This is a genomic window from Streptomyces sp. NPDC001401, assembly GCF_042895385.1.
Classification (GTDB): domain Bacteria; phylum Actinomycetota; class Actinomycetes; order Streptomycetales; family Streptomycetaceae; genus Streptomyces.
The window spans coordinates 141,963-168,405 of sequence record NZ_JBIAWI010000013.1 but is presented as its reverse complement, the minus strand read 5'-3'; the positions used below and the strand labels follow the sequence as shown (position 1 = coordinate 168,405).

Genomic DNA, 26,443 nt, shown 5'->3' with positions numbered 1-26,443 from the left:
ACGGGCATCACTTGAGGGGGGTCCGGTCAACTCCGGTGCTGGAAAAGGCGGTTGAGGTCCGCCTGCGGAATCTGGTCGTCGGCGTAGGAGAAGGTGCCCCGGTCCGCCAGTTCCCTGGCGGCACTCAGCAGGTGGCGGTACATCGCGCGGACGATGCTGCCGCCGACCGTGACCCGCCGTACGCCGAGCGCGCGCAGGTCGTCCAGCGACAGCGTGCCGCCCGTCAGCCCCATCACCACGTTGAGCGGGCCGTCGAGTTCGCGCACCAGCGTGCCGATGGTGGTGGCGTCGGCGGCACCCGGCACGAACGCACAGTCCGCGCCCGCCGCCAGATACGCGTTGGCGCGCCGGACGGCCTCGTCGAGCGAACCGCCGACCAGCAGGACGTCGGTCCGGCCGACCAGGACGAAGGGGTCGCCGCCGGTGTCCACGGCGGCGCGGGCGGCGCGGATACGGTCCGCGGCGAGCGCCGGGTCGTACAGCGGCCGTGTGCGGTCGCCGGTGAAGTCCTCGATGTTGCCGCCCGCCGCGCCGGCCGCGAGTGCCATCGAGATCGTGTCCGCCACGGTCTCGGGCGCCTCGCCGTACCCCTCCTCCAGATCGGCGCTCAGCGGCACGGTGATCTCGTCGGCGATCTCGCGCACCCGGCGCAGCATCGTCTCGCGGTCGACGCGGCCCGCTGCCTCATCGGCGAAGAAGTCGTGGTCCGGGCGGCCGAGCGAGAACGCGACGCCCGCGCTCGTGGTCGCCACGGCGGGGAAACCCGCCGACTCCAGAATGCGAGCGCTGCCCACGTCCCACGCGTTGGGGAGCAGGAAGCAGCCCTCCCGGTGCAACTCGACGAAGCGTTGGGCTCGTGTTCGGCTGTTGCTGCTGTTGCTGCTGTTGTCGATGGTCACGTGAAGAACCTACGAGCCCGAGGCACGGGCCGAAACCCGGAATCCGCCGACGCCTCACTCCCAGACCACGACATTGCGCGGGAGCCGGGTACCTCGTCACTCCCGGCTGCCGGCCGGAGGTGGCGAAGGTGGTCTCGCCATCGGGGCCCGTGCGGTGTGGCGCCGGTTCGGAGGTCGTACCGCCTCCTGTGGTGGCCGCCCGGGCCGCAATCGTCGCTCAGCGCGGACCGTCCCAACTCACGTGCAGGGCGGGCGGCTTGCGGAAGACCAGTCCGTACGGAGCAGTGGGGCGGTCCGGGTCGAGGCGCAGGGCGGGGAGGCGTTCGAGCAGGCGCTGGAGGGCGATGCGGGTCTCCAGGCGGGCCAGATGCGCGGCGATGCAGTGGTGCGGGCCGTGTGCGAAGGCCAGTTGGAGGCGGGCGTTCGCACGGCGGACGTCGAAACGGTCGGGGTCGGGGAAGACGGATGGGTCGCGGTTGGCGCCGGCCAGGGAGACGGTGACCAGATCGCCCCGGCGGATGGTGGCCGCGCCCAGTGCTATGTCACATACCGCGTACCGGTCCACGACCGCAGCGCCCGGTTCCAGGCGCAGCGACTCCTCGATCGCACCGTCCAGCAGCTCGAAGTCCCCCCGCACAAGGGCGAGTTGATCCGGATGCCGCAGCAGATGCAGCAGCGCATTGGTGATCATCGCCTCGGTGGTCTCGATGCCCCCGAACATCAGGACCGCCGCATTGGACGCCACCTCGGACGGCGCCAGCCGCCCGGCGGCGGAGACCAGCAGCGAGGAACTGCCCCGGTCGGCGACCGTGCTCTCGACAGCGGCCCGCAGCTCCGCGTACGCCGCGGCTCCGGCGGGCCCCGCCTCGTGTCCGGCGGTGATGTCCGAGACCGACTGCACGATGGAGTCGTACCAGGAAAGGACCGTGTCCGTGCCGGCGCCCGCCAGCCCGAGTGCCTCGGTCACGACGGCGACCGCGAGCGGTCCGGCGAAGGCGCGTCTCAGCTCCGCGGCGCCCGCCGGCTGAAGTGCGGTGATCAGCCGCCCGGTCTCCTGCTCGATGAACGAGGCGAAGCCGTCGCGCACCTGCCGAGGGCGGAAGGGGGCGTTGAAGGGCTCGCGGTGGCGGGTGTGCTGCTCCCCGTCCAGGGAGAGCATGCTCGGCCCGACGACCTGCGCGGTGGAGAACCGGGGGTCGTCGACGGTGAAGGTCGCGGCGTCCCGCATCACCTGCAGCGCGAGGTCGCGGCGGGTCACCAGCCAGCCTCCCAGCTCCGGCAGCCAGGACACGGGCTCGTGCGCACGCAGCAGCGCCAGTCGGGGATGGGGATCCCGGGCGAGTTCGGCGAGCGTGGTGGCGGCACCGAGCGGGAAGGAGTCGACGACGCTCAGCGGTGCGGGACCGTTGCGCTTGGCGGGAATGACGCGCCCCCTCGGGAGGTTCGAAACGCCTACGGTCAGGATTGTCCCAGCCCTGAGGTGTGCGATCGGCACAGGGGGCCTGTGTGAATCCCACGTGCGTCCGGTGACAGACGCACGATGTCCGGGCCTGCGCCTTCTGCCATCGTGGGAGGTGAGAGTTACCGGGGAGGCGGACTGAACCCACGGGAGTCTCCAGTGGACAAGCGGTACGAGATCTACTGCCTCACGCACCCGCATTTCTATGACGCACCGCACCACGGCCAGACGCTCGGCCGCTTCCGGCAGGCGGGCCATCGGCTCCCCGATTCGTGGGCGCGCGAGGAACTCGGCGACTGGGTGGTGTGCCGCCCCACCGGCACCGCGTTCCCCCGGCAGGGCTGGAAGATCCACGTCTCGGCGTGTCCGGACAACGCGCAGTCGATCCTGGACGAGGTGTGGGACTACTGCGTCCCGCGCCGCATCGCGTTCAAGTTCCTCCCCGGGATGGACGCCCTGTTCCTCGCCAACGCGAAGTACGCGCACCGCGGCTCCAGCGGCAAGTTCGTGACCGTCTACCCCCTGGACGAGGCTCAGTGCGAGCGCATCCTCACCGAGCTGGGCGCCCTCCTCGACGGCCGGCCGGGCCCGTACATTCTCAGCGATCTGCGCTGGGGAGACGGTCCGCTCTACGTCAGGTACGGGGCCTTCGCCGACCGGTACTGCGTGTCGGACGACGGGGTGCTGGAGCAGGCGGTGGAGGATCCCTCCGGCCGTCTGGTGCCCGATGTGCGCGGTCCGACCTTCCGGGTGCCCGAGTGGGTGCAGCTGCCCGGCTTCCTCGAACCGCACCTCGCGGAGAGCCGGCGCACCACCGTCGCCGACCTGCCCTACCGGATCGAGAAGGCGCTGCACTTCTCCAACGGCGGCGGACTGTACGCGGGAGTCGACACACGGACACAGGAGCGCGTCGTCCTGAAGGAGGGGCGGCCGCACGCGGGGCTCACCCCCGACGGCGCGGACGCCGTCACCCGGCTGCAGCGCGAGCGGGAGGCCCTGGAACGGCTGGCCGGCCTGCCCTTCGTTCCCGCGCTCCGCGACGAGTTCGAGCTGGGCGGCCACCACTTCCTCGTCGAGGAGTTCGTCGAGGCCGCGACCCTGCACAGCGAGTTCGTCAAGCGCTATCCGCTCGCCGCACTGGCCCCGGACGCCGCCGATTTCGCCGACTACACCGACTGGGCGCTCGACATCCACCGGCAGGTGGAGGAGGCGGTCGCGGCGGTCCACGAGCGGGGCATCGTGATCGGGGACGTGCACACGGACAACATCCTTCTCCGCCCGGACGGCAGGGTGGTGCTGGTCGACTTCGAGGGCGCGGCGGACGTCACGCAGGCCCGGCGCCAGGTCCTTGCCGCGCCGGGCTTCATCGCCCCGCACGGCGCCACCGGCTTCGACATCGACCGGTACGCGCTGGCCTGTCTGCGGCTCTCCCTGTTCCTGCCGCTGACCGGCCTGATCGAACTGGACGTGGGCAAGGCGGGGCAGCTCGCCAGGGAGGCCGCCCGGCTCTTCCCCATCCCCCGCCGGTTCCTCGACGAGACCGTACGCACCATCACCGGCGACGGCGGCATCGACGCCGGGGCGGGCGACGGGCCCCGGCTGGAGCCCGACCGAGCGGGCTGGCTGCACGCGCGGCACTCGATCGCCTCCGCCGTCCTGGCCGCCGCCACACCGGAGCGAGAAGACCGGCTCTTCCCGGGCGACATCGAGCAGTTCCTGCTCCCGGGAGGCGGCCTGGGCCTGGCCCACGGTGCGGCAGGCGTGCTGTACGCGCTGGACGTGACGGGCGCGGGACGCCGTCCCGACCACGAGGACTGGCTGATCCGGCACGCACTCGACCCGGCACCCGGCACCCGTCTCGGCTTCTACGACGGCCTGCACGGCGTCGCCCACGTCCTCGAACACCTGGGGCACCACGAGGAGGCCGCCAAGGTCCTCGACACGTGCCTGGGCGAACGGTGGGAACCCCTGCCCCTCGACCTCAACGGCGGCCTGTCCGGCATCGGCCTCAACCTGCTGCACTTCGCGACCACCACCGGCGACGCCACCTGCCGTGACACCGCCTGCCGGGTGGCGGAGGTCGTCGCCGACCGCCTGGGCCCGGCCGACTCCGTACCGGAGACCAGCGGCGGCGCCCACCCGAGGGCGGGGCTGATGTTCGGGGCGTCCGGGCCCGCGCTGCTGTTCCTGCGCCTGTACGAGCGCAGCCGGGACCCGGCCCTCCTCGACCTGGCCGCCACCGCACTGCGCCAGGACCTGCGCCGCTGCGTCGTGCGGGAGGAGGGGTCGATGGAGGTGAACGAGGGCTGGCGCACCATGCCCTATCTCGCCGACGGCAGCGTGGGCATCGGCATGGTGCTCGAGGACTACCTGACCCACCGCGCTGACGAGGAGTTCTCGGACGCCGCCGCGGCGATCCGCAAGGCGGCCAGGGCGTCCTTCTACATCGAGCCCGGCCTCTTCGACGGCCTCGCCGGGATGATCCTCCACCTCAGCCGCCCGCACCCGCCCGGCACGGCCGCCGCGCGGGACCCCCTGATCGCCGACCATGTACGCCGGCTCGCCCGCCACGCCTGTCTGCTCGACGGGCAACTGGCCTTCCCCGGCGAGCAGTTGCTGCGGCTGTCCATGGACCTGGCCACCGGCGGCGCGGGCGTCCTGCTCGCGCTGGGCGCCGCCTTCCACTCCCGGCCTACCGGGCTGCCGTTCCTGACGCCCGGCCTGCCGGCTGATGACTTCCCCGTCCCCACACGAGTACCAGAGAGGAGGTGAGGACATTATGTCGCTCCTCGAACTGCAGGGCCTCACCATCGAAACCGAGTCCGGCGCCGCTCCGCCGCCAGGCAGCCGTGCCAGCAAGGGCTGCGGAGGCAGCCGCCTCAGCCTGCTGCTTTGCTAGTCCACACCACAACGGCGGGGACACCTCCGGGTGTCCCCGCCCCTTCCGCTGGAACCATCCGACGACGGGAGACGGGAGCGGCCGGTGGACCGACGTGCGGCGGACCGTCTGCTGCTGACGGCGGCGCGGCGGGGCGGCTCTTGGGGCGGCGTCCTGGCCGCCACGTCCCTTCTGCTCGCCGGGGTCTACGTCGTCCTGCCCGCCGTCATGGGCCGCACGGTCGACGCCGTGCTGGGGCGCGGCGACGCCACCCTGTGGCTGACGCTGTCCGCCGTCGCCGTCGCGCTTCTTGTGGTCTGCGACGCGGCGGACGACTACGCGGGCGCGGTCGCCAACTCCCGTTCCACGGCGTGGCTGCGGCACTCCCTGCTCGGGCACGTCCTCGGCATGGGCACCCGTGCCACCCGCCGCCACACTCCCGGCGATCTGGTGACGCGCCTGGTGGGCAACACCGCCCGCACCGGCAGCGCCCCGTCGGGCCTGGTGTGGGCGGTGACCGAACTGATCCCGCCGGTCGGGGCCGTGGTGGCACTGGCCCTCATCGACCCCTGGCTCTGTCTCACGTTCCTCGCCGGACTGCCGCTGGTCGTCCTGGTGGTCCGCGCCTTCGTCCGCGACGTCTCCGACGTCAACGACCGCTACTTCGCCACGCAGGGCCGTATCGCCGCCCGGCTCGTCGACGCCCTCACCGGCATCCGCTCCATCGCCGCCGCCGGGACCACGGCCCGCGAGGCCGACCGGATCCTGCAGCCGCTGCCGGAGCTGCACCGCCACGGCATGGGGATGTGGCGCGCGTACGCCCGGGTCTCCGCGCGGGACGCGGCGGTCGTCCCCCTGCTGGAGGTGGCCGTGCTGGCGGTGGCCGGCCTCGAACTCGCCCGGGGCCGCATCACACCGGGTCAGACACTCGCCGCGAGCGAGTACGTCCTGCTGGCCACGGGCGTGAGCTCCCTGGTGGCCTCGGCGCACCGGCTCGCCTTCGCCCGTGCCACCGCTGGGCGCGTCGCCGAGGTGCTGGCCGAACCGACGGTGGCGTACGGCGATGCGCGACTGCCCGCCGGGGGCGGCGGCCGGCTTGAGTTCCGCCGGGTGACCGTCCGCACGGCCGAGGGCGGCACGGTGCTGGACGGAGTAGACCTGGCCCCGCCACCAGGCAGGTTGACGGCCGTCGTGGGGCGTTCCGGATCCGGCAAGTCCCTGCTTGCCGCGCTGGCCGGGCGGCTGGCCGACCCGGACGCGGGCGAGGTACTGCTCGACGGCGTGCCGCTGCGTGACGTGGACCGTGCGGCGCTGCGGAGGGCCGTCGCGTACGGCTTCGACCGCCCGGTGCTGCTGGGCGAGACGTACGCCGACGCGATCGGGTTCGGGGCACGGAGCCCTGCGCCCGCGGAGGTGCTGGCCGGGGCGACCGCCGCACGCGCCGACACCTTCCTCCAGACGCTGCCCGAGGGGTACGGCACCCGGCCGGCCACGGCCCCGCTGTCCGGCGGGGAGACCCAACGGGTGGGCCTGGCACGCGCGTTCGTCCAGGCCGGCCCGTGCGGCCGTCTCCTCGTACTCGACGATGTGACGGCCGGTCTCGACACCGTCACCGAGCACCACATCGGCCAGGTGCTCACCGGGTCCGGGTGGCTCGCCCGCCGTACCCGGCTCGTGGTGACCCACCGGGCGTCCACCGCGGCCCGCGCGGACCACGTCGTCTGGCTCGACGCAGGCCGCGTCCGCGGCCAGGGCACACACCGCGCCCTGTGGGCGAACCCGGAGTACCGGGCCGTCTTCGGCCCGAACCCGCCACCGGACGGGAGCCCGCGATGAACCACGCGGCGCACAGCCTGCTGCGCCCCGCCCGGCGCCACGCGTTCGTACAACTCACCCGCTTGTCGCTGCTCCAGGCGATACCCGCGCTGCAGTCCGGCCGACAGGTGGCCCCAACCGCCCTCGGCCCGAACCCGCCGCCGGACGGGGGCCCGCGATGAACCCCGCGGCACACAGCCTGCTGCGCCCCGCCCGGCGCCACGCGTTCGTACAACTCACCGGCTGGTCGCTGCTCCAGGCGATACCCGCGCTGCAGTCCGGCCGACAGGTCGCCCGAGCCGCCCTCGGCCCGAACCCGCCGCCAGACGGGAGCCCGCGATGAACCCCGCGGCACACAGCCTGCTGCGCTCCACCCTCCGCGCCCGGCGCCGCGCGTTCGTACGGCTCACCGGCTGGTCGCTGCTCCAGGCGATACCCGCGCTGCAGTCCGGCCGACAGGTCGCCCGAGCCGCCCTCGGCCCGAACCCGCCACCGGACGGGAGCCCGCGATGAACCGCACGGCACACAGCCTGCTGCGCTCCACCCTCCGCGCCCGGCGCCGCGCGTTCGTACGGCTCACCGGCTGGTCGCTGGTCCAGGCGGTGCCCGCGCTGGTGTCCGGCTGGCTGGTCGCCCGGGCCGTCGACGACGGCTTCCTCGCCGGCCGCAGCGCCGAGGGCCTCGGCTGGCTGGGGCTGCTGGCCTGCACCGTCCTGCTCGGCGCCTGGGGCACCCGGCACGCCACGCTCCAACTGGCCGACGTCGTCGAACCGTTCCGCGACGACCTGGTCACCCTCGTCACCACGGGCACGCTGCAGCGCTCCGCCCGCCTGGCCGGACCGGCCGACACGGCGGGCGTGGCACGGCTGACCGAACAGGTCGAGATCGCCCGCGAGTCGTACGGGGCGATCGTGATGTTCGTCCAGACCTTCTCGGTCACGGCGGTGAGCGTGCTGTTCGGGCTGGCCGTACTCGATCCCGCCCTCCTGCTGTTCGTGCTGCCGCCCCTCGCGGCCGGGCTTGCACTCTTCCTGCTCGCCCTGCGCGCGATGGCGGCCCGGCAGCGCGCGGTCGTGCTGGCCGACGAGGCCATCGCCGAGCAGGTGGGCGCGGTGGCCGAGGGGCTGCGGGACGTCACGGCCTGCGGCGCCGAGGACGTCGTACGCGCTCGGGTCGGCGCCCGCATCGACGCGGCGGCGAGCGCGGCCCGCGCACTGGCCCGCCTCACCGCCGTACGGACCGCCGCGCTGGGCGTCGGCGGCTGGCTGCCGATCGTGCTCATCCTCGCCGGAACCCCCTGGCTGGTCCGCGGCGGCGTGACGACCGGGGCGATCCTGGGCGCGCTGACCTACGTCTCGCAGGCCCTGCAGCCGGCTCTGCGGGGCTTCGTCCAGGGCCTCGGCGGCAGCGGCCTGTGGCTGCTGGTCACCCTGACCCGGATCCTGGAAGCGTCCGACCCGAAGGCGACGGGGGCCGCGGATCCCGGCGACGCCGGCCCGGGAACACCCGCCCCCTCCCCCATGACACGGCAGCCCCGCGACGGCCGTGTGGAGTTGTGCGGGGTCACCTTCGGCTATGCCCGTGCCGCCGAACCGGTCGTCCGGGATCTCGACCTCGTCCTCGCGCCGGGCACCCACCTGGCGGTCGTCGGCCCCAGCGGGGCGGGCAAGTCGACCCTCGCCGCGCTCGTCGCCGGGGTGCTCGAACCGCGGGCCGGCCGTATCCGTCTGGGAGGTGTGCCGGTACGGGAGCTGGATGGTGGCCGGCTGTCCCGGTCCCGTGTGCTGATCCCGCAGGAGGCCTACGTCTTCACCGGCACCCTGCGCGAGAATCTCGCCTATCTCCAGCCGGCGGCCACTCCGCCCGAGCTGGACGCGGCGGTCCGTGCCATCGGTGCGCAGGCGCTCGTCCGGCGCCTCGGCGGCTACGACGCGACCGTGGACCCTGCCGTGCTCTCCGCGGGTGAGCGCCAGTTGATCGCCCTCGTGAGGGCCCTGCTGCCGCCGGCCCGGCTGGTCGTGCTGGACGAGGCCACCTGCCATCTCGACCCGGCCGCGGAGGCGGTCGCCGAACGGGCCTTCGCCTGCCGTCCGGCCACCCTGATCGTCTGCGCCCACCGGATCAGCTCCGCCCTGCGAGCCGACCTCGTCCTCGTCCTGGACGGCTCGCACTGCCGCCTCGGCACCCACGACCGGCTGATGGCCGACTGCGCCCTCTACCGCGACCTGATCGGCCACTGGGACGGACCAGCGGATACGGCGCGACCGGCCTTCCCCGCGGCGGCTCGGCCCGGCGCCGACGGTGAACTCGCCTACCGGAAGGGGAGGTGAGCCGGACGGCCGACGGCGGCCGCGGCTACAGCCATCCCGACTGCCGGGCGATCCGGATCGCGTCGATGCGGTTGCGTGCACCGGTCTTCCTGGAGACCGCGTTCAGGTGATTGCGGACCGTTCCCACCGACAGCGACAGCCGGTCGGCGATCTCCCGCGTCGGTGTGCCGTCCGCCGTCAGCCGCAGCACCTCGAGCTCCCTGGGGGTCAGCGGGCTCCTGTCCGAGGACAGCGCCAGCAGCGCCAGCTCCGGGTCGATGAACCGCTCGCCCGCCGCCACCTTGCGCACGCCCTGTGCCAAGAAGTCGCAGGGGCTGTTCCTGCCGATGAGACCCGCGATGCGCAGCGCCAGCGCCTGGCGCAGATACTCGGGCGTCGCCGCACCGGCCACCAGCAGGATCCGGCACTCCGGAAGCCGCTGGCTCAGCTCCTGCGAGGTGCCCAGCGCCCCGTCCTCACCGGCACTGCCGTCGCAGTCGATGACGACGACATCGGGCCGGTACGACAACGCCCGTGTGACGGCCTGCCCGCACCCCGGTGACGCCGCGACCACCTCGATGTCCTCCTCACGTGTCAGCAGGGCGGCAAGTGCCCCCCGCACCAGGTCGGTCTCCTCGACGAGAAGAACACGGATCAACATCGCTCCCGCCCGGCCCGCCTCGGCCTGCTCGCGCGACACGCCCCGGACACTCCGACGGCGCCGGACGAAGTATCTCCGGTTATCGACCTGTTTGACGGACGCCGCCCCGCCCCGGGCCCACGGCAGGCGCAGGGTGCGCGCAGGACACGCCGCCGAATGGCTTATCCAGCAGGTAAGCGGCCTATATGGTCATAGCGTTCGCAATATGAAGAAATACCGCTTTACGTACATGATGTGCACCGCAGTGGTGGTCGGGACGGGACTGGGGGCCGCTCCGCCGGCCGGCCGTCATGCGTTCCATGTGGTCTGGCCGGGCCAGTCGATCCAGAAGGCGGTGGACGCCGCCCAGCCCGGAGACACCGTCCTTGTGGCCCCCGGCACGTTTCACGAGAGCGTCAAGGTGACCACGCCCGGGCTGACCCTGCGGGGCATGGGGCGCAGCACAGTGATCGAACCGAGCGTGAAGAAGGCCGCCAACAGCTGTGCCGAGGGCGGCAACGGCATCTGTGTCGTGGGCACGAAGGACCGTAACCTCGAGGGCGTCACCGTCGCCTCGCTGACCGTCACCGGCTTTGCCAGGACCGGGGTCTTCGCCATGGCCACCGACCACCTGGTCGTGCAGAACGTGACCGCTGCGGCGAACGGCGTGTGGGGTATCGCCCAGGAGCGCTCGGTCCGCGGACTGATCCAGGACAACAGCGCCCTGAACAACGGCGACGCGGGTGTCTTCCTCGCCAACACCATCAAGGATGAGGCGGGCGCCACGGACACCGGGGGCATGCTGATCGCCCACAACCGGCTGGAGGGCAACCGGGTCGGCCTGACCGTCCGCCGGCTGCGGAACCTCACCGTCGCCGGCAACCGCCTCACCGCCAACTGCGCCGCGGTGTTCGTGGTCGGTGACGAGAACAAGCCGAAGGCGGGCGCCCTGACCGTGAGCGACAACCTCGTCGTGCGGAACAACAAGTCGTGCCCGAAGACGGCACGGCTGGACGCACTGCAGGGCTCCGGCATCGTCCTGACCGGCGCCGAGGACACCCTGGTGACGCGGAACGTGGTCAGGGACAACGTCGGCGACTCGTCTCTGTCGGGCGGCATCGTCCTGTTCAAGAGCTTCGTGAACGTCACCAGCGACCGCAACCGGATCAGCGACAACGTGCTCCATGGCAACTCCCCGGCGGACCTGATCAATTCGGACCACGGCACGGGCAACACCTTCGAGCACAACGCCTGCCGGGCGTCCAAGCCCGCGGGACTGTGCTGACCCGTCGGTCATGGCCCCGCTGCGGGCCCGAGAAGGAAGGAAGCGGCACATGACGACCGCACCGACAGCCCCGCCGCCGTCCATGCGGCTGAGGGAGCTCGCCTTCGCGGCGGCATGTGCCGCCGCCCTCCGCGCGGCCGCCCGGCTGGGAGTCCCCGACGCCCTCGGTGACACCCCCATGACCGCGGAGGACCTGGCGGCTGCGGTGAAGGCCGAGGCCCGGCCGCTGCGACGGCTGCTGCGCACCCTGTCCTGCCACGGCGTCTTCGCCGAGCTGCCGGACGGGACCTTCGCCCACACCGATGTCTCCAGGCTGCTGCGCGAGGACGATCCGAACAGCCTGCGCGCCATCTCGCTGTGGTGCACGGAGCCGTGGACCTGGGACGCCTGGCCGAGGCTCGACGAGGCGGTGCGCACCGGGCGCAACGTCGTCGAGGACCTGTACGGCAAGGAGTTCTTCCCCTACCTGAACGAGGACGCCCCGGAATCGGCCGACGTCTTCAACCGGGCCATGACGACCTCCAGCGTGCAGTCGGCGCGGGACGTCGCCGACTTCCTCGACCTGTCGGGGAGTTCGTCGGTCGCCGACCTCGGCGGCGGCCAGGGGCATGTGGTGGTGAGCCTGCTGGACAAATACCCCTCGCTGCACGGCACCCTGCTCGACCTTCCGCGGGTGGTGGAGAACGCGCTGCCGAGGCTGCGGGCGGGCGGCGACCTCGCCGGCCGTGCGCGCGTCATGCCCGGCGACGTCCGAGTGGCCGTCCCGGTCGCGGCCGACGTCTACGTCATCAAGAACATCCTGGAGTGGGACGACGACAGCACCGCCCGGACGCTGCGCAACGTCCGCGCGGCGGGCGGCCCGGGGGCCCGGGTCGTGGTCATCGAGAACCTCGTCGACGACTCGCCCTCGATGCGGTTCAGCACCGCGATGGACCTGCTGCTGCTCCTCAACGTCGGCGGGGCGAAGCACACCACCGACAGCATGGTCGCCCGGCTGACCGACGCGGGGCTGGTCATCGACGACATCCGCCCGGTCAACCCCTATCTGCACGCGTTCGACTGTCACGTGCCGGGCTGATCGGGCCGTCCCCCGCAGACCCCCGGTCGCCGGGCCCGCGACGCTGCGGGCCCGGCGACCGGTGAGGTACGGCGGGGTCAGCCGGCCGGGTCGCGCTCCCAGAGGTAGAAGCGCTGCGCCATGGCGTCCTTCGGGGAGCGCCAGGTCTCGGGGTCGTACGCGCTGACGTACGCGGACAGCCGCTCGCTGACGTCCCGGAAGTCGGGGTGCCGGGTGACCTTGGCGATGGCGGGGCCGGGTTCTCGCTCGGACTCGATCAGGTGCATGTACACGTCGCCGAACTGGAAGAGGCTGCGCCGGACCACCCCGACGAGGTGCGGCAGCTCTCCGCGGTCGGACTCCGCGAACACCTTGGCGATGTCCGGGGCCGATCCCGGAGCCATGCGGGCGACGATCAGTGCTTGGTGCATGGGGACTCGTGCTCCGTCCGGCTCAGTCGCTCAGACCCGGCGTGGCACCGCGCTCGGCGGCGGCCTTCTCGATGCGGTCCCGGATCAGCCCCATCTGGACCTTGGAGTTGCGGTTGATGTTGTCGGTCATCCAGGCGTCGTCGACCGGCGCTTCCGGCTTCATCGCGAAGTCCTGTGTCCACACCATGCGCGTGCCGGCCGGCACCTCCTCGTACTGCCAGTGGATGTTCATGTGGGCGAAGGGGCCCGTCTCGACCCGGCGGGCCCGGACCGTGAGCGTGTCGCGGTCCGGCTCGCGTTCGGAGACCCAGCTCCACACGGTGCCGTTCTCGTCCGGGTGCATGGTCAGCCGGAAGGTGGTCTTTCGCCCCTCCCGGGAGAGGACTTCGACGGAGGCGTACTCCGTGAACAGCCGCGGCCAGTTCTCCAGATCGTTGGTCATCTCCCAGACCAGGTCCAGCGGTGCGGCGATGGTGATCTCGTTCTGTGTGTGTCCGGTCATCTCACGCTCCTGTCATGAGGGCACTGTTGACGAGGTCGAGGAACTGCCGGGGTGTCTTGGAGCGTTCGGCGTCGGCAGGCATCGGTGTGCCGTACCGGTTCTCCAGTTCGCCCACGATGCCCAGCAGGCCCAGCGAGTCGACGCCGAGGGTGTCGAAGCCCGGGTTGTGCAGCCCGAGTTCCTCGGAGGTGACGGTGACACCGGCGGACTTCTTCATGAGTTCGGCCAGCTCTTCCACGGTTATTCGGTCGGTCATGCGGTTCTCCTCTACTGCTCAGCGGCGCTTCACGATGAGGCGCCGGTGGCGCCGTGCCGCAGCACCAGCGCCGAGTTCGACCCCATGAGGCCCCGGCTGAGGACCAGCGCCGTGCGCGGCTCGGCGGCGCGGGCCCGGCCGGTCACGAGGTCGAGGTCGTGGCAGATGTCGTAGACGTTGGGGGTGGGCGGGATCAGGCCGTGCTCCATGGCGAGCACCGCCGCCGCGGCGTCGAGCACGGCCGCCGCGCCGTAGCCCCGGCCGATGCCGGTCTTCGGTGCGGTGACGGGCACGCGGGTGCCGTGCGTGCCGAGCGCGTCGGCGATCGCGAGGGCCTCGGCGCGGTCCGCCTCCGGCACGCCGAGGGCGTCGGCGAAGACCACGTCGATCTCCTCGGGGGCGCAGCCGGCTTCGGCCAGGGCGCCCCGGACGGCGTGGGCGAGGCCTTCCCGGGACTCCTCCCAGCGGGAGGCGCCGGTGAACGTCGCCGCGTGGCCGACGAGGACCGCCTGCACCCGCGCGCCCCGTGCCAGGGCCGCCCTCTCGTCCTCCACGACGAACATGGCGCCGCCCTCGGCGGGTACGAATCCGCAGGCCGCGGAGGTGAACGGGCGGTAGGCGCGGGTCGGGTCGGCCTCGGTACTGAGCTCCGCATAGCCGAGCTGGCAGACGACGGAGTAGGGGGCGAGCGGCGCCTCGGTCGATCCGGTCACGATCACGTCGGTGCCGCGCCGCACGGCCCGCGCCGCGTGTGCGAGGGCGTCCAGGCCGCCGGCCTCGTCGCTGGCGACGACCGAGCAGGGGCCCTTGAAGCCGCGGCGGATGGATATCTGGCCGGTGCTGGCGGCGTAGAACCAGGCGATGGACTGGTACGGGCCGACGAACCGGCTGCCCTTTCCCCACAGTTGCTGCAGTTCGCGCTGCCCGAACTCGCCTCCGCCGGAACCGGCCGCGGTGACCACACCCACGGAGAACGGGGAGCCGTCGGTCTCGGGCCGGCCCAGGCGGGCATCGTCCAGCGCGAGGTCGGCCGCGGCCATCGCGAAATGCGTGAACCGGTCGGTCTGGACCAGGAAGCGCTCCTCGACCACGGCCGACGGGTCGAAGTCGCGGACCTCGCCCGCCACCCGCAGCGGCAGCTGCTCGCAGCCCTCGCGGGTGACCCGGTCCAGGACGCTGATGCCCTCCTTGACGGACTTCCAGAAGGTTTCCGTGCCGACTCCGTTGGGCGCGACCACGCCGATTCCGGTGATGGCCGCCCGCCGTGGATGCGGTTCGCTCATCGTGTCTTCTCCCTCGGCCGGGTCAGGACCACCGCGGACTGGAAGCCGCCGAACCCGCTGCCCACCGAGAGCACACTGTGCAGTTCCCGCTCGCGTGCGATGCGCGGGACGTAGTCCAGGTCGCACTCGGGGTCCGGGGTCTCGTAGTTGGCGGTCGGCGGGACGACCTGGTGGGCCAGCGCCAGTACGCAGGCGACGAGTTCGATCGCGCCGATCGCGCCGAGGGAGTGGCCCACCATGGACTTGATGGAGCTCATCGGCGTGTTGTAGGCGTGCGGGCCCAGGGCCCGCTTCACCGCGGCGGTCTCATGGCGGTCGTTCTGCTGGGTGCCCGAGCCGTGGGCGTTGACGTAGTCGATCGCCGTGCCGTCCAGCCGGGCGTGGTCGAGGGCCGCCTCGATGGCCTTCGCCATCTCCAGGCCCTCCCGGGTCAGGCCGGTCATGTGGTAGGCGTTGCCGAAGGTGGCGTACCCGGCGAGCTCGCAGTACACCGGTGCGCCGCGGGCCCGGGCGTGCTCGAGCTCCTCCAGGACGAGCACCGCGCCGCCTTCGCCCATGACGAACCCGTCGCGGTCGGCGTCGAAGGGACGCGAGGCGTGCGCGGGGTCGTCGTTGTGCGCGGAGGTGGCCTTGATCGCGTCGAAGCAGGCCATCGTGATCGGGGAGATCGGCGAGTCCGAGGCGCCGGCGATGCACAGGTCGGCGCGGCCCTCCTCGACGGTGTGGAAGGCGTATCCGACCGCGTCGAGCCCCGAGGTGCAGCCCGTGGAGACGGTCTGCACCGGGCCGCGCGCCCCGAACCGCTCCGCCACCGTCGAGGCGAGGGTGCTGGGCGCGAACGCGCGGTGCAGATGCGGGCCGGCCTCCTGCGCGTCCACGTCCCAGCGCTGCCCGTGGTGACTGACCAGCACATAGTCGTGCTCCAGCCGTGTGGTGCCGCCGACCGCGGTGCCCAGGGAGACCCCGACCCGCCAGGGGTTCTCCCGCTCGAGCTCGAGGCCGGCGTCCCGTATCGCTTCCGCCGCGGCGGCCAGGGCGAACTGTATGTAGCGGTCGCACCGTGCGGTCTGTTCCGCGTCCAGCCCGTGCTCCGCCGGGTCGAAGTCGCATTCGGCGGCTATGCGGGAACGCAGACCGGCCGGGTCGAAGAACGTGATGCCCCGCGTCGCCGTGCGCCCGGCGGCCAGGAGATCCCAGAACGCCTGTACGCCCGTGCCGCCGGGTGCCACGACGCCTATGCCGGTGACCGCCACCCGGCGTGTCATGACCGGACCTCTTCGACGGCGCCGGTCTCCTCGGTGTCGACGTGGCCGAGCGGCGGGCTCGGGGCCAGCGGCCCGAGGTGGAAGACGATGCGGGCCTCGACGTTGCCGACATTGCGGAAGCGGTGCCGCATGTGCTTGGGGATCATGAGCCCCTGCTCGGGCCGCAGCGGCTGGGGGACGCCGTCGAGGTCCACCTCCAGGTCTCCGCACACGACGTACACGAACTCCTCGGAGTACGGGTGGTAGTGCTCCCCGATGCGCTCGCCGGGCTGCACGAGGGCGACGCCCATGAACCCGCTGGTGGAGCCGACCGTGGCGGGGGTGAGCATGGCACGCAGGTCGCCGCCGCGCCGACGGTTGGGCTCGACCTCGCTGAGATCCACGATTCTGGGGCGGGATGTGATCACGACGTTCCTCCGATGGTGTGCTGGACCGACGTGGCGGGGGCGTGGGCTGGGGCCCCGACCCACGTGATGGCGGATCAGGCCTCGGGCGACCGGCGGTCGGTGACGAGCTCCATGCGCGCGAGTTCGAGCCAGCGCGCGAGTTCACCGCCCTGCGGCACGGACGCGTCCGTACTGAAAGCCGTCAGTTCGGCCACCTGCCGGGGGTCGGACAGGCCGAGGGCCGCCGCGGGATCGGCGGCATCCAGCCCGCCGCGCACATCGATCAGCCGTACGACGACGTCGTCGCGCTGGAAGACCGTGCTGCGCAGGACGGGGCTGCGGGGGTCGTCCGCCGCGGCCTCGTCGTGCCGGGCCAGCGCCTCGGCCAGGCGCATGCCGCAGCCGGGCCGGGCCGGATAGGACAGGGCATGCCGCTCTTCCTGCGGGTCCTGCTGTTCGAGCGTCACGTGGTGGACGGCGGGCAGCGCGGCCCGGGTGAAGAAGACGCGGGCGGATTCGGGGTCGTTCAGGTCCCGGTCCTGTTCCAGGTACGGGTTGATGGCCTCCTCGACGGCGCGCACTTCGGGCTGCCGGGCGACATGGCGCAGTGCGGCGAGCAGGTCGCCGCGCACCTCGATGGCCCGTACCACCCGGTTTCCGTGCATGAACAGCGAGGTGCGGCACAGCCGGGTGGAGTCGTCGACCTTCGGCTCGGGCGAGGCGTAGTCGGCGAGGATCTTCGCGACCTTCTCCTCGCTGCCCGGCTTGACGGTGAAGGTGAGGGCGTGCCGGATCAGGCCGTCGCCGATCCTGGGTGACGCCTGCAGCCGGCGCTCGCCGGACTCGGCGTCCGGGGCCGGGCTGCCGGTCTCGCGGACGATGTGGAAGCGCAGCGACCTGGTGTCCCGGACACAGCTGTGCAGCGGCTCCACCATCCGCACGTGTTCCTCGCTGTTCACCCAGGCGAGGAACGGCGGGGCGCTCTCCCACTCGCTGGTGATGAGCCATTGCGAGGGGTTCTCGATGGACTGGCACAGCTGGTCGCTGACATGTCCGGGAACGGAGGCGACCTGGTTGCACAGGAGCTCGTACGCCTCCAGGAACTGCTGCTGGGCCCCGTCGTAGACGTCCACCAGCAGGACGACCCGGAGTCTGGAGCCGTCGAACACGGACTGGGAGACCCGGGGCGACACCTGTCGGCTCAGCGGACCGGAAACACGTTCGGACGTGGTGGTCATCCTGCGCACATCTCCTTCGCGGGGACGGAAGCGGACGTCGGCCGCGGTCAGCGGCGTCGGCGTTCCTCGATCGTGTGCCCGTGGCCCGAAGTGCGCGACTCGTATGGCCTACGCGGGTGATGCTCAGACGAGGTGGGCGAAGACCACCAGGTTGTCCGTGTAGTCCATGACCGACCGGTCGTAGCTGCCCGCACAGGTGATGAGCCGCACCTGGGCCTGGGGGGTGTCGTCGTACACGCGGTCGCTGGGGAAGTCGTCCTTCTCGAAGGTCTCCACGCTGTCGACCCGGAAGGTCGCCGTGCGCCCGTCGGCGCGCAGGACGTGGAAGACATCGCCCTTGGTCAGCCGGCCGAGGTTGGCGAAGACGGCCGCGGACGTCTTCGTGTCGACGTGCCCGGCGATGATCGCGGTCCCCGGCTCTCCGGGGGAGGCTCCCTTGGTGTGCCAGCCGACGAGGTTGGTGTCGTTGCCGGGGGGAGGTTGCAGCTGCCCGTTGGGGCCGATGGACAGGCCCGTGAAGGGGGCGTCGACCCAGATCTTCGGGATGCGCAGGCGCACGGGCCTGGACCGGGGCAGGTGCTTGCCCACCGGCTGCCCGGCGGACGCGGCCGACGTGGCCGGGCGCGCGGCGGACGCGACGGCGTGCGGGGCGGACGGCGGGCGGGCGGCGTCGGCGGAGGTGTTCTGACCGCCGCTCAGGCTCGCTGCCAGCACCAGGCAGGCCGCGGCGCACATCATCATCACCCCCGCGCGGGGTGATCCCTGTCCGGTGAGCAGCGATTCGTCGTCGGAGGGGGGCGAAGGAGGAGGAACTGCCATCGAAGAGCACCTCATTCAGGCACGGCGGCAGAGCCGGAGGGGCACGAGCCGCGGCCGCCGCACGGAGCACGGGTGACGGCCGCGGCTGCGCTATTGCATCGGGCACGGTCAGGCCATTCCCACGGCCGGCTTCTTGCGGCGCACCGCGTACAGTCCGGTTGCGACGACCCCCAGCACGGCCAGCCCACCCGCGGTCGCGGTCGGCGCGGCGAGCGCCCCGCCTCCGGTGTGCATGCCGCCCCTGGGCTTGTCGTGATCGCCGCCCCAGGAGTCCTTGCCGCGGCCGCCACCGTCGTGCTCGCGGCCGTCGTGGTCGTGGTCGCGGCCCCAGGAGTCGTCCCGATAGGTGTCCGGGTCCGTCTTCGAGTCCCTCGGGCCGCCCCATTCGCCGTCGTCGTTCACGGCGGTCAGCGCACCACCACCGGTGTGCATGCCACCGCGCGGCTCGTGCCGGCCTTCCTTGCCGTGCTCCTTACCGTGCTCCTTGCCGTGCGAAGAGCCGTCGTTGTCCCAGTCGCCACCGGCTGCGAACGCGCCGGGGGCGCCTATGGCGAGGACGGCGGAGGCCGCCGCAGTGGCCAGAAAAATGCGAGCAGAACGCATCGGAACGTCCTTCCGCCAAGGCCCGGCAGCTGGTACTTCATCAGCTGACTTGACCGAACCCCGACGTGAACCACCGTCAGTCAGCCGTCACCTCACCACCAGTCGGGGCGATCACCTGGGTGACGGGCCGAGGTGTTCGGCCGGGGCCACTGCCACCGGTGATCAAGCCAGGGCGAGCACGGTTTTCAGAACCTGACGCAGCACCGATTCGGCGTCCGGGTCCGGGCCGGGCGACCGCCATGCGACGAACCCGTCGGGCCGGACGAGCACGGCGCCCCCGGGTGTCGTGCCGTGCCGCTCCGTCCAGTGCGCGTCCCCCTCCGGCACCAGTTCGCCCCCGGGCCCGGCGCCCACTCGGTACGACCGGATCGGCACCGACATCTCCACGGCGAGACGGCCGGCGGCCCGGTGCCATCCGCTCGGGTCGCCGGCATCGCTGAGCAGGACCAGGGACCGTTCGTAGAGGTCGAGGGTGGAGATCCGTTCGGCCCCGTGCCGCACCCACATGTGGGGCGCCCTGCTGCCGGGCTCGCCGGTCAGTTCGAGGTGCTCCGGAACGACCGCGGCCGCGGGGTCGGTGCCGACGACGGCGCCCTGCGGGTAGCGGTAGCCGAGAGCGACGTTGAGGATGCCCCGCCGGGGGCCGCCGCCGGCGTCGGGCGGCGGGGTGAAGCCGGGGTGGCTGTGCTCGGCCGACCGGTCGGCGGCCCGGGCGCTGGTCGCCTCCGCCACCGGGCGGCGCTCGGCGTCGTAGGAGTCCAGCAGCCCCTGACCGGCCCAGCCGCCGAGCACCGCGGCCAGCTTCCACGCGAGGTTGTGCGCGTCCTGGATTCCGGTGTTGGAGCCGAAGGCCCCGGTGGGAGACATCTCGTGGGCCGAGTCCCCGGCCAGGAAGACCCGTCCGGACCGGTAGCTGCGGGCGACGCGCTGGGCGGCGTGCCAGGGGGCCCGGCCGGTGATCTCCACGTCGAGATCCGCCACGCCGACCGCGCGGCGGATGTGCTGGATGCACCGCTGGTCGGTGAACTCCTCCAGCGTTTCACCGTGTTCGGGGTGCCAGGGGGCGTGGAAGACCCAGTTCTCCTCATTGTCCACCGGGAGCAGCGCGCCGTCGGCGTCCGGGCTGGTGAGGTAGCAGACGATGAAGCGGCGGTCGCCGACGACGTCCGCCAGGCGGCGGGAGCGGAAGGTGACGCTGACGTTGTGGAACAGGTCGCCGGGCCCGCTGTGGCCGATGCCGAGCTGCTCGCGCACGGGGCTGCGGGGACCGTCGGCGGCGACGAGGTAGTCCGCGCAGACGGTGGTGTGCTCACCCGTCTCCCGGCTCTTGACCACCGCGGTGACACCGGTGGGACCGCTCTCGAAGGACATCAGTTCGGTGCCGAAGCGCAGGTCGCCGCCGAGCGCCACGGCCTGCTCGAGCAGGACCGGCTCCAGGTCGTTCTGGCTGCACAGACACCAGGCGCCGGGGCTGAAGCGGGCCAGTCCACCGCCGGGGTCGATCTCCCGGAACAGCCACTCGCCCGCGTCGCCGACCAGGGTGGGTGTCTGCAGGATGCCGTGGTTGCCGGCCAGGGTGGCGGCGGCCTCGTGGATCGCCGGCTCCACGCCCGCCACCCGGAACAGTTCCATCGTGCGGATGTTGTTGCCGCGTCCGCGCGGGTGGATGGAGGTGCCGGTGTGACGCTCCACCAGCAGGTGGCGCACCCCCAGCCGCCCGAGGAACAACGAGGTCGACAGGCCGACCAGAGAGCCTCCGACGATGAGCACCGGGACCCTGTGGGTGTGGTGGCCGGCCTGATCGCCTCGTTCGTTCGTCACTCTCGCCTCCAGCACATCGTGCCCGCCCTCCGGCCGCAGCCGGCCGGGATCCTCATGCATGCCCCGGGAAGCGCACGGCAGCTCAGGCTTGGCCCGCCTGTCACCCGGTGGGCAGGTCAAAGCGTGCGGAAGGCGGGCAGTGAGTACGACGAGCAGCGATCAGGCAAGGACGACACTCCGAGCCGACCGGGTTTCATACGACGCTCTGCCGCCGCGCGGGCGCCGGGTCCGCCGGTGCATGCGTACGGAGTCTGGTGCGCAGGGTGTCGGCCTCCGGGAGGCCCAGTTCGTCGAACAGGTCCAGGGCGCGCCTGAAGGCGTCGAGAGCGGGGCCGGGCGCGCCCGCCTCCTCGTGGGTGTCACCGAGGTAGGTGAGCCCGATGGCCTCGCTGCGGCGGTCGCCGGTCTTGCGGAAGAGGGCGAGGGCCCGGTCGTAGCACTCCACGGCGGTGGCGTGGCGGCCCAGGTGCCGGTGGATGTAGCCGAGGCTGTCCCAGGTGTGTGCCTGGCCGCTCAGGTCGCCCGTGGCCTGGACGAGCGGCAGTGCCCGCCGGCAGTGGTCGAGGGCCTCCCGCAGCTCGCCGAGTTCGGCGAGGTACCAGCCGATGTCGTTGAGGGCGACCGCCTGGCCGCCGCGGTCGTGGGCGAGCAGGAAGTGCTCCAGCGAGCGGCGCGCGTGGCGCAGTGCCTCGCGGGGCGCTCCGTGCGCCCAGGCCATTTTGGCCAGGTTCTGGCAGGTGCGGGCCTGACCGGCGTGGTTGTCCAGCTGCCGGAAGAGGTCGAGGGCCCGGGTGAAGTGGTGGCGGGCCCCCTGCGGGTCGCGCAGCTGGAAGCGGGCCAGCCCCAGGCCGCGGTGGCCGGCCGCCTGTCCGGCCAGGTCCTCGTGGTGCGACGCCGCGTGCAGGGCGGCGGTGTGGACATCGGTGAGGGCCTGCCAGTTGGCCTGGCGTTCCAGAAACGTGGTCAGGGTTGCGGCGAACTGCCAGGTGTAGCCGTCGAAGCCGGGCCGCGGGCGCTCCACGGCCGAGAGCAGGATCGCCTGCTCGGCGATCAGCCATGCCAACGCCTCGTCGTAGTCGGCCAGTTGGCGGGGCTGGGCGCCGGGCTCGGCCGGGGCGAGAGTCATCGGGTGGCGTCGCCGGGTGAGCAGGGCGTCGGCCGCGTACGCGGTGTGCAGGTAGTGGTCCAGGACGCGGCGGGTCGCGGCCTGCACGGTGGGTTCGTCGTCGTGCTCGGCGACCAGCTCGAGGGCGTAGGCCCGCAGCAGGTCGTGGCAGGTGTAGCGCTGAGGTGCGTGCTCGATCAGCAGGTGGGCCGCGGTCAGTTCCGCCATCGGCGCCCGTATCCGGCCCACCCCGGTGCCGGCGAGGGCGGCGAGGGCCGTCAGGTCGGCGTCGGGGCCGGGATGCAGGCCGAGGAGCCGGAACAGGCGTGACGCCTGCGGGCTGAGGGTGCGGTACGACCAGTGGAAGACCGTCCGTACCGCGGTGGCCGGATCACCGGTGTCCAACGGGTCCAGGATCCGCTCGGCGGTGCGCAGTTCCTCGGCGAAGCCGGCCAGCGGCACGGCGAGGCGGGCGGCGGCGCGGGCGGCGACGACCGCGAGCGCGAGCGGCAGCCCGGCACAGCGCACGACGATCTCGTCGACCGCGGCGGCCTCGGCCGCCACCCGTGCGACCCCGAGGCGGGCGGCGAGCAGTTCGCGGCACTCCTCGGCGGTGAGCAGGTCGAGGGCGAGCAGGTGCGCTCCCTCCGCGGCGGCCAGTCCGGTCAGTGGGCTGCGGCTGCTGACCAGGGCCAGACAGCCCGGCGCGCCGGGCAGCAGCGGCCGCACCTGATCGGCGTCCCGGGCGTTGTCGAGCACCACCAGGACCCGCCGGCCGGACAGCAGGCTGCGGTACAGGCCCACCTGCGCATCGAGTGACTCCGGCACCCGGGCGGCGGGCACCCCCAGTGCGTCGAGGAATCCCCGCACCGCCCGGTCCGGGGCCAGGGGCGCGCCGCCGGGGTCGAAGCCGCGCAGGTTCACATACAGCTGCCCGTCGGGAAACGCCGGGCGCACCTTCCGCGCCCAGTGCACCGCCAGCGCGGTCTTGCCCACTCCGCCCATGCCGGACAGCGCCGACACGACCACCGCCGCCGGACGTCGTGCGGCGTCCGCCAGCAGCGCGTCCAGGCGGGCGAGTTCGTCGGTACGGCCGGTGAAACCCGGTACTCCCAAGGGGAGTTGAGCGGGTGCGGCGTACGGGACACTGGTGCGCGCAGGGGCCGGTGCCCGGTGCGGGGTGGTGGGGGCGGTGGGCGGCGGCCGGGTCGCCGATGCGGCCGGGAGGGCGGGCACCGCCTCGTGTTCGTGCTCGTGTCCGCGCTCATGTCCGAGGGGGCGCTCCCGGAGGATCTCCTGGTGCAGTTCCCACAGCCGGCGGCCGGGTTCCGTGCCGAGTTCCTCCACCAGGCGCTGCCTGGTCTGCGCGTAGCAGCGCAGCGCCGCGCCGCTGTCGCCTGCCGCGTACAGGGCGCGCATGAGGGCTTCCGCGAGGGGTTCCGTCAGCGGGTACTCGTCCAGCAGGTCGGCCAGCTGGCCCACGAAGGCTGCCGGGTCGCCGCCGCGGATCTCTATGTCCGCCAGCCGTACGGCGGCATCCACGCGCTGCCGCCGCCAGGTCTCGCGCATCCGGGCGGGCCAGCTCCCGGGCAGACCGGCGAAGGGCTCGCCGCGCCACAGGTCGAGGGCCTCGCGCAGCAGCGCGGCACGGGTCCGGTCGGGCTGTGTGCCGTCGCGCGCCTGCGCGGCCAGGCGATGGAAGCGGTGCAGATCGATCCGGTCGGGGTCGAGGTCCAGTTGATAGCCGCCGGACCGGCGCAGCACCGGTAATCGTCCGTCGCCCATGTCCTCCAGGCGCTTCGCCAGCCGCCGGATGCGAGCGACATGCGCGTACAGGGAGCGGCGCGCGCCTTCCGGCGGATCGGCGCCCCAGATCCGGTCGATGAGCACCTCGACCGGTACCGGCCGGCCGGCGTCCACGGCCAACGCGGCCAGTACCGCCCGCCGTTGGGGCGGTCCCAGGTCCACCGGCGCTTCCCGCACCAGCACTTCCACCGGTCCCGACAGACACAGCCGCAGCACTGCACCCACCCCCCGTTCACATTGCATCCACAGTCTCCTCACATCGCCGAGCAGGGCGACAAGCTTTCGGCAAAATCTCGGCCCACCCCCGACCCCCACCCTGACGGGAGTGGCGCCTGCGCCGGTACGGCAGCACGGCGCAGGCGCGACCACGACCCGCACAGTCACTGAACGGGGCTCACACGTGAACACGGGGGTTGACACGTGCATCGATCGAACACGGCGACTGCGACGGCCACATCGCCTGCCCGGATCGGACCGCTGAACAGCGCGCCCGAGCCCGGTCCGGACGGGCCGCTGTCCGCGACGGCCGGACGCAGCGTCCTGGAAGGCGCCTTCGCCCTGCTGAACGCGCTGCGCCAGGAGGAGGGGGCCGGCGTGACCGTGCTGGCCTCCTCGTGCGGTCTGCCCAAGACGACCGCCTATCGGCTGCTCGACCAGCTCGTGGAGCTGGGGGCCGTCGAACGCAGTGCGGGCCACTACCGCATCGGCCCGGGAATGTTCCGACTCGGCCATGGCTGGCAGCCCTACCCGGGCCTCAGGTCGACCGCCGAGCGGCCGCTGCGGCGGCTGGCGGCCGTCACCGGCATGACGGTCGGCCTCGCCGTACTGCACCAGGGACAGACGCTGATCCTGAACTGGTCGGCCGCCCCGGACATCCCGCGGCCCCTGCCCGAGGACCGGCAGACCTGGCCGTGGTACACGGCAGCCGGCAAGGTGCTGACCGCATGGGCCCCTCCCGGCCTGCCGCTCGGTCCGCTGCCCAGGGGCTGGCGGCACGAGGCCGGGCGGATCCGGGAGCGCCAGGCCGCCTACGACCGGGAGGAGGTGCTGGAGGGGGTGTGCTGCGCCGCCGTACCCGTGTACGCGGCAAACGGCGTCCCGGTGGCGGCGCTGAGCGTCCTGACCGACCCGGACCACCGTCTGGAACGCCTGGCGGACCCGGCCCGCCGCGCGGCGGCGGCCATCACGGCGGGGCTCGGCCGTTCCGCTCAGCGGCACAGCGGGCGACAGGGCGATATCCCCTCAGCAGGCTGAGCCCGTCGGCCGAAGCGCCACCGCGCCGCACCTGGTGCCGACGCCCCGCGGTCCTGACGGAACCGCATTGCCGTACCACCACTTACGGAGGGCACCATGGAGTCGTCGCCGACCTCGCAGGGCCACCGCGGCGACCAACTGGCCCTGCTGACAGCGGAGTTCGACGGCGCGCACGACGTGTGGCGCTCGGCCATGGGCGCGGTGTGCGTGGCCGAGCCCGAGGCGGTGCGGGCGGTGCTGGGCAACCGGCACGGCGCCGTCGCGGAGACGTCCGACTTCTTCCACAACCGGCACGGCGTCTTCGGGCCGCGTTCCGCGCAGATCGCCATCGGCCGGGCGGCCCGGAACCTGATGCGCCGTCATCTCGACGCGCGGCGGCACGACTTGCCCGATCTGGTCGCCGAGCGGCTCGCGCCGCACAGCCAGTGGCCGGATGCCGGGAACCTGCTCGTGCTGCGGCATCTGCGCGAGGTGCTGCTGCACCGGGAGGCGCCGGCCCACCTGCACGCGACCGTGGAGGAGATCGTCGCCCGGGCGGTGCTGGCCGGTGCGCGACGGCGCCACTCGGCCACCTCCCGGCTGCTCTTCCGCCGCCGTGCGCTGCGCGCACTGCACACGGAGGTGTGCGCCCGGCAGCAGCGGGTGCGGCAGCTCGGCGGCCCCGCCGGGCCGCGCGACCTCGTCGACGTCGTCGTCGACGAGGGCGGGCCGACGGCGGATCCGCAGGATCTGGTCGAGGTCTATCTGTCCTTTCTGTTCGCCGCGGTCGGGTCGATCGGATTCGCGCTGGGCTGGTCGGTCTACCTGCTGGGCACGCACCCGGAGCGCGCCGCGGCGGAACCGGGCTGGATCGTGCGCGAGGCACTGCGGCTGTGGCCGGTGGCGTGGCTGTTCGCCCGCACCCCGAGCCGGGTGCAGGAGCTGGGCGGGACGCGGGTGACGCCCCGGGACCGGCTCGTGGTGTGCAGCTATCTGGTGCACCGGCACCCCGGGCACTGGGAGCGGCCCGACGAGTTCCTCCCGCAGCGCTGGGCCACGGGGGTGCCCGACGCGGCGTATCTGCCGTTCGGGCACGGGCCGCACACCTGCGCGGGCGCGACCGTCACCGTGCGGCTGCTGGAGGACCTCGTCGGTCTTCTCTCCCGCGACTGGCGCGTGTCGGTCACCCCCCATGACGGCGGCGGGCCCCAGGTGGGTCCGGCGCTGGCTCCGCCGCGGTTCACCGCGACGCTGAGCCTCCCCGACGACCGTCCCGAAAGGAGGTGAACCCGCATGCGCGCGCTGTACCTCAAGGCGAAGTCGGTCCTCAACATCCGAGGCCAGTACGAATAC

Annotated in this window: 25 protein-coding genes; 11 read left to right on the top strand and 14 right to left on the bottom strand. The window is 72.8% G+C overall.

Going from position 1 to position 26,443, the window contains the following annotated elements; genetic code table 11:
- Positions 1-26 precede the first annotated feature (26 nt).
- Together ACFY10_RS35875 and ACFY10_RS35870 are read right to left on the bottom strand one after the other, a co-directional pair.
- Positions 27-899, bottom strand: a complete 873-nt coding sequence (locus ACFY10_RS35875; RefSeq protein ID WP_390669424.1) for an isocitrate lyase/phosphoenolpyruvate mutase family protein — start codon at positions 897-899, stop codon at positions 27-29.
- A 217-nt stretch (positions 900-1,116) separates the two neighbouring features.
- Positions 1,117-2,292 (bottom strand): cytochrome P450, encoded by a 1,176-nt coding sequence (locus ACFY10_RS35870; protein ID WP_390669532.1) that lies wholly within the window; start codon positions 2,290-2,292, stop codon positions 1,117-1,119.
- Between the two features lie 225 nt (positions 2,293-2,517).
- On the opposite strand from ACFY10_RS35870, the gene lanKC reads away from it, so the two are divergent.
- The 7 genes from lanKC to ACFY10_RS35835 all read left to right on the top strand — a co-directional run bounded on the left by lanKC (position 2,518) and on the right by ACFY10_RS35835 (position 9,381).
- Positions 2,518-5,130: a class III lanthionine synthetase LanKC gene (gene lanKC / locus ACFY10_RS35865; RefSeq protein WP_390669423.1), complete on the top strand. Its 2,613-nt coding sequence runs from the start codon at positions 2,518-2,520 to the stop codon at positions 5,128-5,130.
- A complete protein-coding gene (locus ACFY10_RS35860) occupies positions 5,090-5,257 on the top strand; it encodes a SapB/AmfS family lanthipeptide (RefSeq protein ID WP_390669422.1) in 168 nt (55 codons plus the stop codon). Before lanKC ends, ACFY10_RS35860 begins: the two co-directional genes overlap by 41 nt.
- 84 nt (positions 5,258-5,341) lie before the next feature.
- Complete coding sequence (locus ACFY10_RS35855) at positions 5,342-7,072, top strand: ABC transporter ATP-binding protein (RefSeq protein WP_390669421.1); 1,731 nt, start codon at positions 5,342-5,344, stop codon at positions 7,070-7,072.
- Positions 7,069-7,233: a hypothetical protein gene (locus ACFY10_RS35850; RefSeq protein WP_390669420.1), complete on the top strand. Its 165-nt coding sequence runs from the start codon at positions 7,069-7,071 to the stop codon at positions 7,231-7,233. Before ACFY10_RS35855 ends, ACFY10_RS35850 begins: the two co-directional genes overlap by 4 nt.
- Positions 7,230-7,394 carry a hypothetical protein gene (locus ACFY10_RS35845; RefSeq protein WP_390669419.1) on the top strand — a complete coding sequence of 55 codons (165 nt, stop codon included), beginning with the start codon at positions 7,230-7,232 and terminating at the stop codon, positions 7,392-7,394. The genes ACFY10_RS35850 and ACFY10_RS35845 overlap by 4 nt, the downstream gene beginning before the upstream one ends.
- Positions 7,391-7,564, top strand: coding sequence for a hypothetical protein (locus ACFY10_RS35840; protein WP_390669418.1), 174 nt, complete (start codon positions 7,391-7,393; stop codon positions 7,562-7,564). The genes ACFY10_RS35845 and ACFY10_RS35840 overlap by 4 nt, the downstream gene beginning before the upstream one ends.
- Positions 7,561-9,381: an ATP-binding cassette domain-containing protein gene (locus ACFY10_RS35835; RefSeq protein ID WP_390669417.1), complete on the top strand. Its 1,821-nt coding sequence runs from the start codon at positions 7,561-7,563 to the stop codon at positions 9,379-9,381. The genes ACFY10_RS35840 and ACFY10_RS35835 overlap by 4 nt, the downstream gene beginning before the upstream one ends.
- 25 nt (positions 9,382-9,406) lie before the next feature.
- Here the strand turns inward: ACFY10_RS35835 and ACFY10_RS35830 are convergent, their stop codons facing one another.
- Complete coding sequence (locus ACFY10_RS35830) at positions 9,407-10,018, bottom strand: response regulator transcription factor (RefSeq protein WP_390669531.1); 612 nt, start codon at positions 10,016-10,018, stop codon at positions 9,407-9,409.
- Between the two features lie 208 nt (positions 10,019-10,226).
- Here ACFY10_RS35830 and ACFY10_RS35825 point away from each other — a divergent pair, with 208 nt between their 5' ends.
- Both ACFY10_RS35825 and ACFY10_RS35820 read left to right on the top strand, forming a co-directional pair.
- The gene (locus ACFY10_RS35825) at positions 10,227-11,285 is read left to right on the top strand and encodes a nitrous oxide reductase family maturation protein NosD (RefSeq protein WP_390669416.1); all 1,059 of its coding nucleotides are present in this window, start codon (positions 10,227-10,229) and stop codon (positions 11,283-11,285) included.
- A 49-nt stretch (positions 11,286-11,334) separates the two neighbouring features.
- Positions 11,335-12,363 carry a methyltransferase gene (locus ACFY10_RS35820; RefSeq protein ID WP_390669415.1) on the top strand — a complete coding sequence of 343 codons (1,029 nt, stop codon included), beginning with the start codon at positions 11,335-11,337 and terminating at the stop codon, positions 12,361-12,363.
- A 77-nt stretch (positions 12,364-12,440) separates the two neighbouring features.
- Here ACFY10_RS35820 and ACFY10_RS35815 read toward each other — a convergent pair whose 3' ends face one another.
- The 11 genes from ACFY10_RS35815 to ACFY10_RS35765 all read right to left on the bottom strand — a co-directional run bounded on the left by ACFY10_RS35815 (position 12,441) and on the right by ACFY10_RS35765 (position 24,100).
- The gene (locus ACFY10_RS35815; RefSeq protein ID WP_390669414.1) at positions 12,441-12,773 is read right to left on the bottom strand and encodes a TcmI family type II polyketide cyclase; all 333 of its coding nucleotides are present in this window, start codon (positions 12,771-12,773) and stop codon (positions 12,441-12,443) included.
- Positions 12,774-12,795: 22 nt separating this feature from the next.
- Positions 12,796-13,275: an SRPBCC family protein gene (locus ACFY10_RS35810; RefSeq protein WP_390669413.1), complete on the bottom strand. Its 480-nt coding sequence runs from the start codon at positions 13,273-13,275 to the stop codon at positions 12,796-12,798.
- A 1-nt stretch (position 13,276) separates the two neighbouring features.
- Positions 13,277-13,531: an acyl carrier protein gene (locus ACFY10_RS35805; protein ID WP_390669412.1), complete on the bottom strand. Its 255-nt coding sequence runs from the start codon at positions 13,529-13,531 to the stop codon at positions 13,277-13,279.
- A gap of 29 nt (positions 13,532-13,560) precedes the next feature.
- Positions 13,561-14,814, bottom strand: coding sequence for a beta-ketoacyl synthase N-terminal-like domain-containing protein (locus tag ACFY10_RS35800; protein WP_390669411.1), 1,254 nt, complete (start codon positions 14,812-14,814; stop codon positions 13,561-13,563).
- Positions 14,811-16,079: a beta-ketoacyl-[acyl-carrier-protein] synthase family protein gene (locus ACFY10_RS35795; protein ID WP_390669410.1), complete on the bottom strand. Its 1,269-nt coding sequence runs from the start codon at positions 16,077-16,079 to the stop codon at positions 14,811-14,813. Before ACFY10_RS35795 ends, ACFY10_RS35800 begins: the two co-directional genes overlap by 4 nt.
- The gene (locus ACFY10_RS35790; protein WP_390669408.1) at positions 16,076-16,486 is read right to left on the bottom strand and encodes a cupin domain-containing protein; all 411 of its coding nucleotides are present in this window, start codon (positions 16,484-16,486) and stop codon (positions 16,076-16,078) included. The genes ACFY10_RS35795 and ACFY10_RS35790 overlap by 4 nt, the downstream gene beginning before the upstream one ends.
- A 74-nt stretch (positions 16,487-16,560) precedes the next feature.
- On the bottom strand, positions 16,561-17,703 hold the full coding sequence (locus tag ACFY10_RS35785; RefSeq protein ID WP_390669407.1) for a SchA/CurD-like domain-containing protein: 1,143 nt from the start codon (positions 17,701-17,703) through the stop codon (positions 16,561-16,563).
- Between the two features lie 123 nt (positions 17,704-17,826).
- Positions 17,827-18,522, bottom strand: coding sequence for a class F sortase (locus tag ACFY10_RS35780; RefSeq protein ID WP_390669406.1), 696 nt, complete (start codon positions 18,520-18,522; stop codon positions 17,827-17,829).
- 108 nt (positions 18,523-18,630) lie between these two features.
- On the bottom strand, positions 18,631-19,125 hold the full coding sequence (locus tag ACFY10_RS35775; protein ID WP_390669405.1) for a hypothetical protein: 495 nt from the start codon (positions 19,123-19,125) through the stop codon (positions 18,631-18,633).
- A gap of 162 nt (positions 19,126-19,287) precedes the next feature.
- Positions 19,288-21,006, bottom strand: a complete 1,719-nt coding sequence (locus tag ACFY10_RS35770) for an FAD-dependent oxidoreductase (RefSeq protein WP_390669404.1) — start codon at positions 21,004-21,006, stop codon at positions 19,288-19,290.
- Positions 21,007-21,139: 133 nt separating this feature from the next.
- The gene (locus ACFY10_RS35765) at positions 21,140-24,100 is read right to left on the bottom strand and encodes a BTAD domain-containing putative transcriptional regulator (protein WP_390669403.1); all 2,961 of its coding nucleotides are present in this window, start codon (positions 24,098-24,100) and stop codon (positions 21,140-21,142) included.
- Positions 24,101-24,277: 177 nt separating this feature from the next.
- Here ACFY10_RS35765 and ACFY10_RS35760 point away from each other — a divergent pair, with 177 nt between their 5' ends.
- Positions 24,278-25,111, top strand: a complete 834-nt coding sequence (locus ACFY10_RS35760; RefSeq protein WP_390669402.1) for an IclR family transcriptional regulator — start codon at positions 24,278-24,280, stop codon at positions 25,109-25,111.
- A 96-nt stretch (positions 25,112-25,207) separates the two neighbouring features.
- On the top strand, positions 25,208-26,377 hold the full coding sequence (locus ACFY10_RS35755) for a cytochrome P450 (RefSeq protein ID WP_390669401.1): 1,170 nt from the start codon (positions 25,208-25,210) through the stop codon (positions 26,375-26,377).
- Positions 26,378-26,443: the final 66 nt, after the last annotated feature.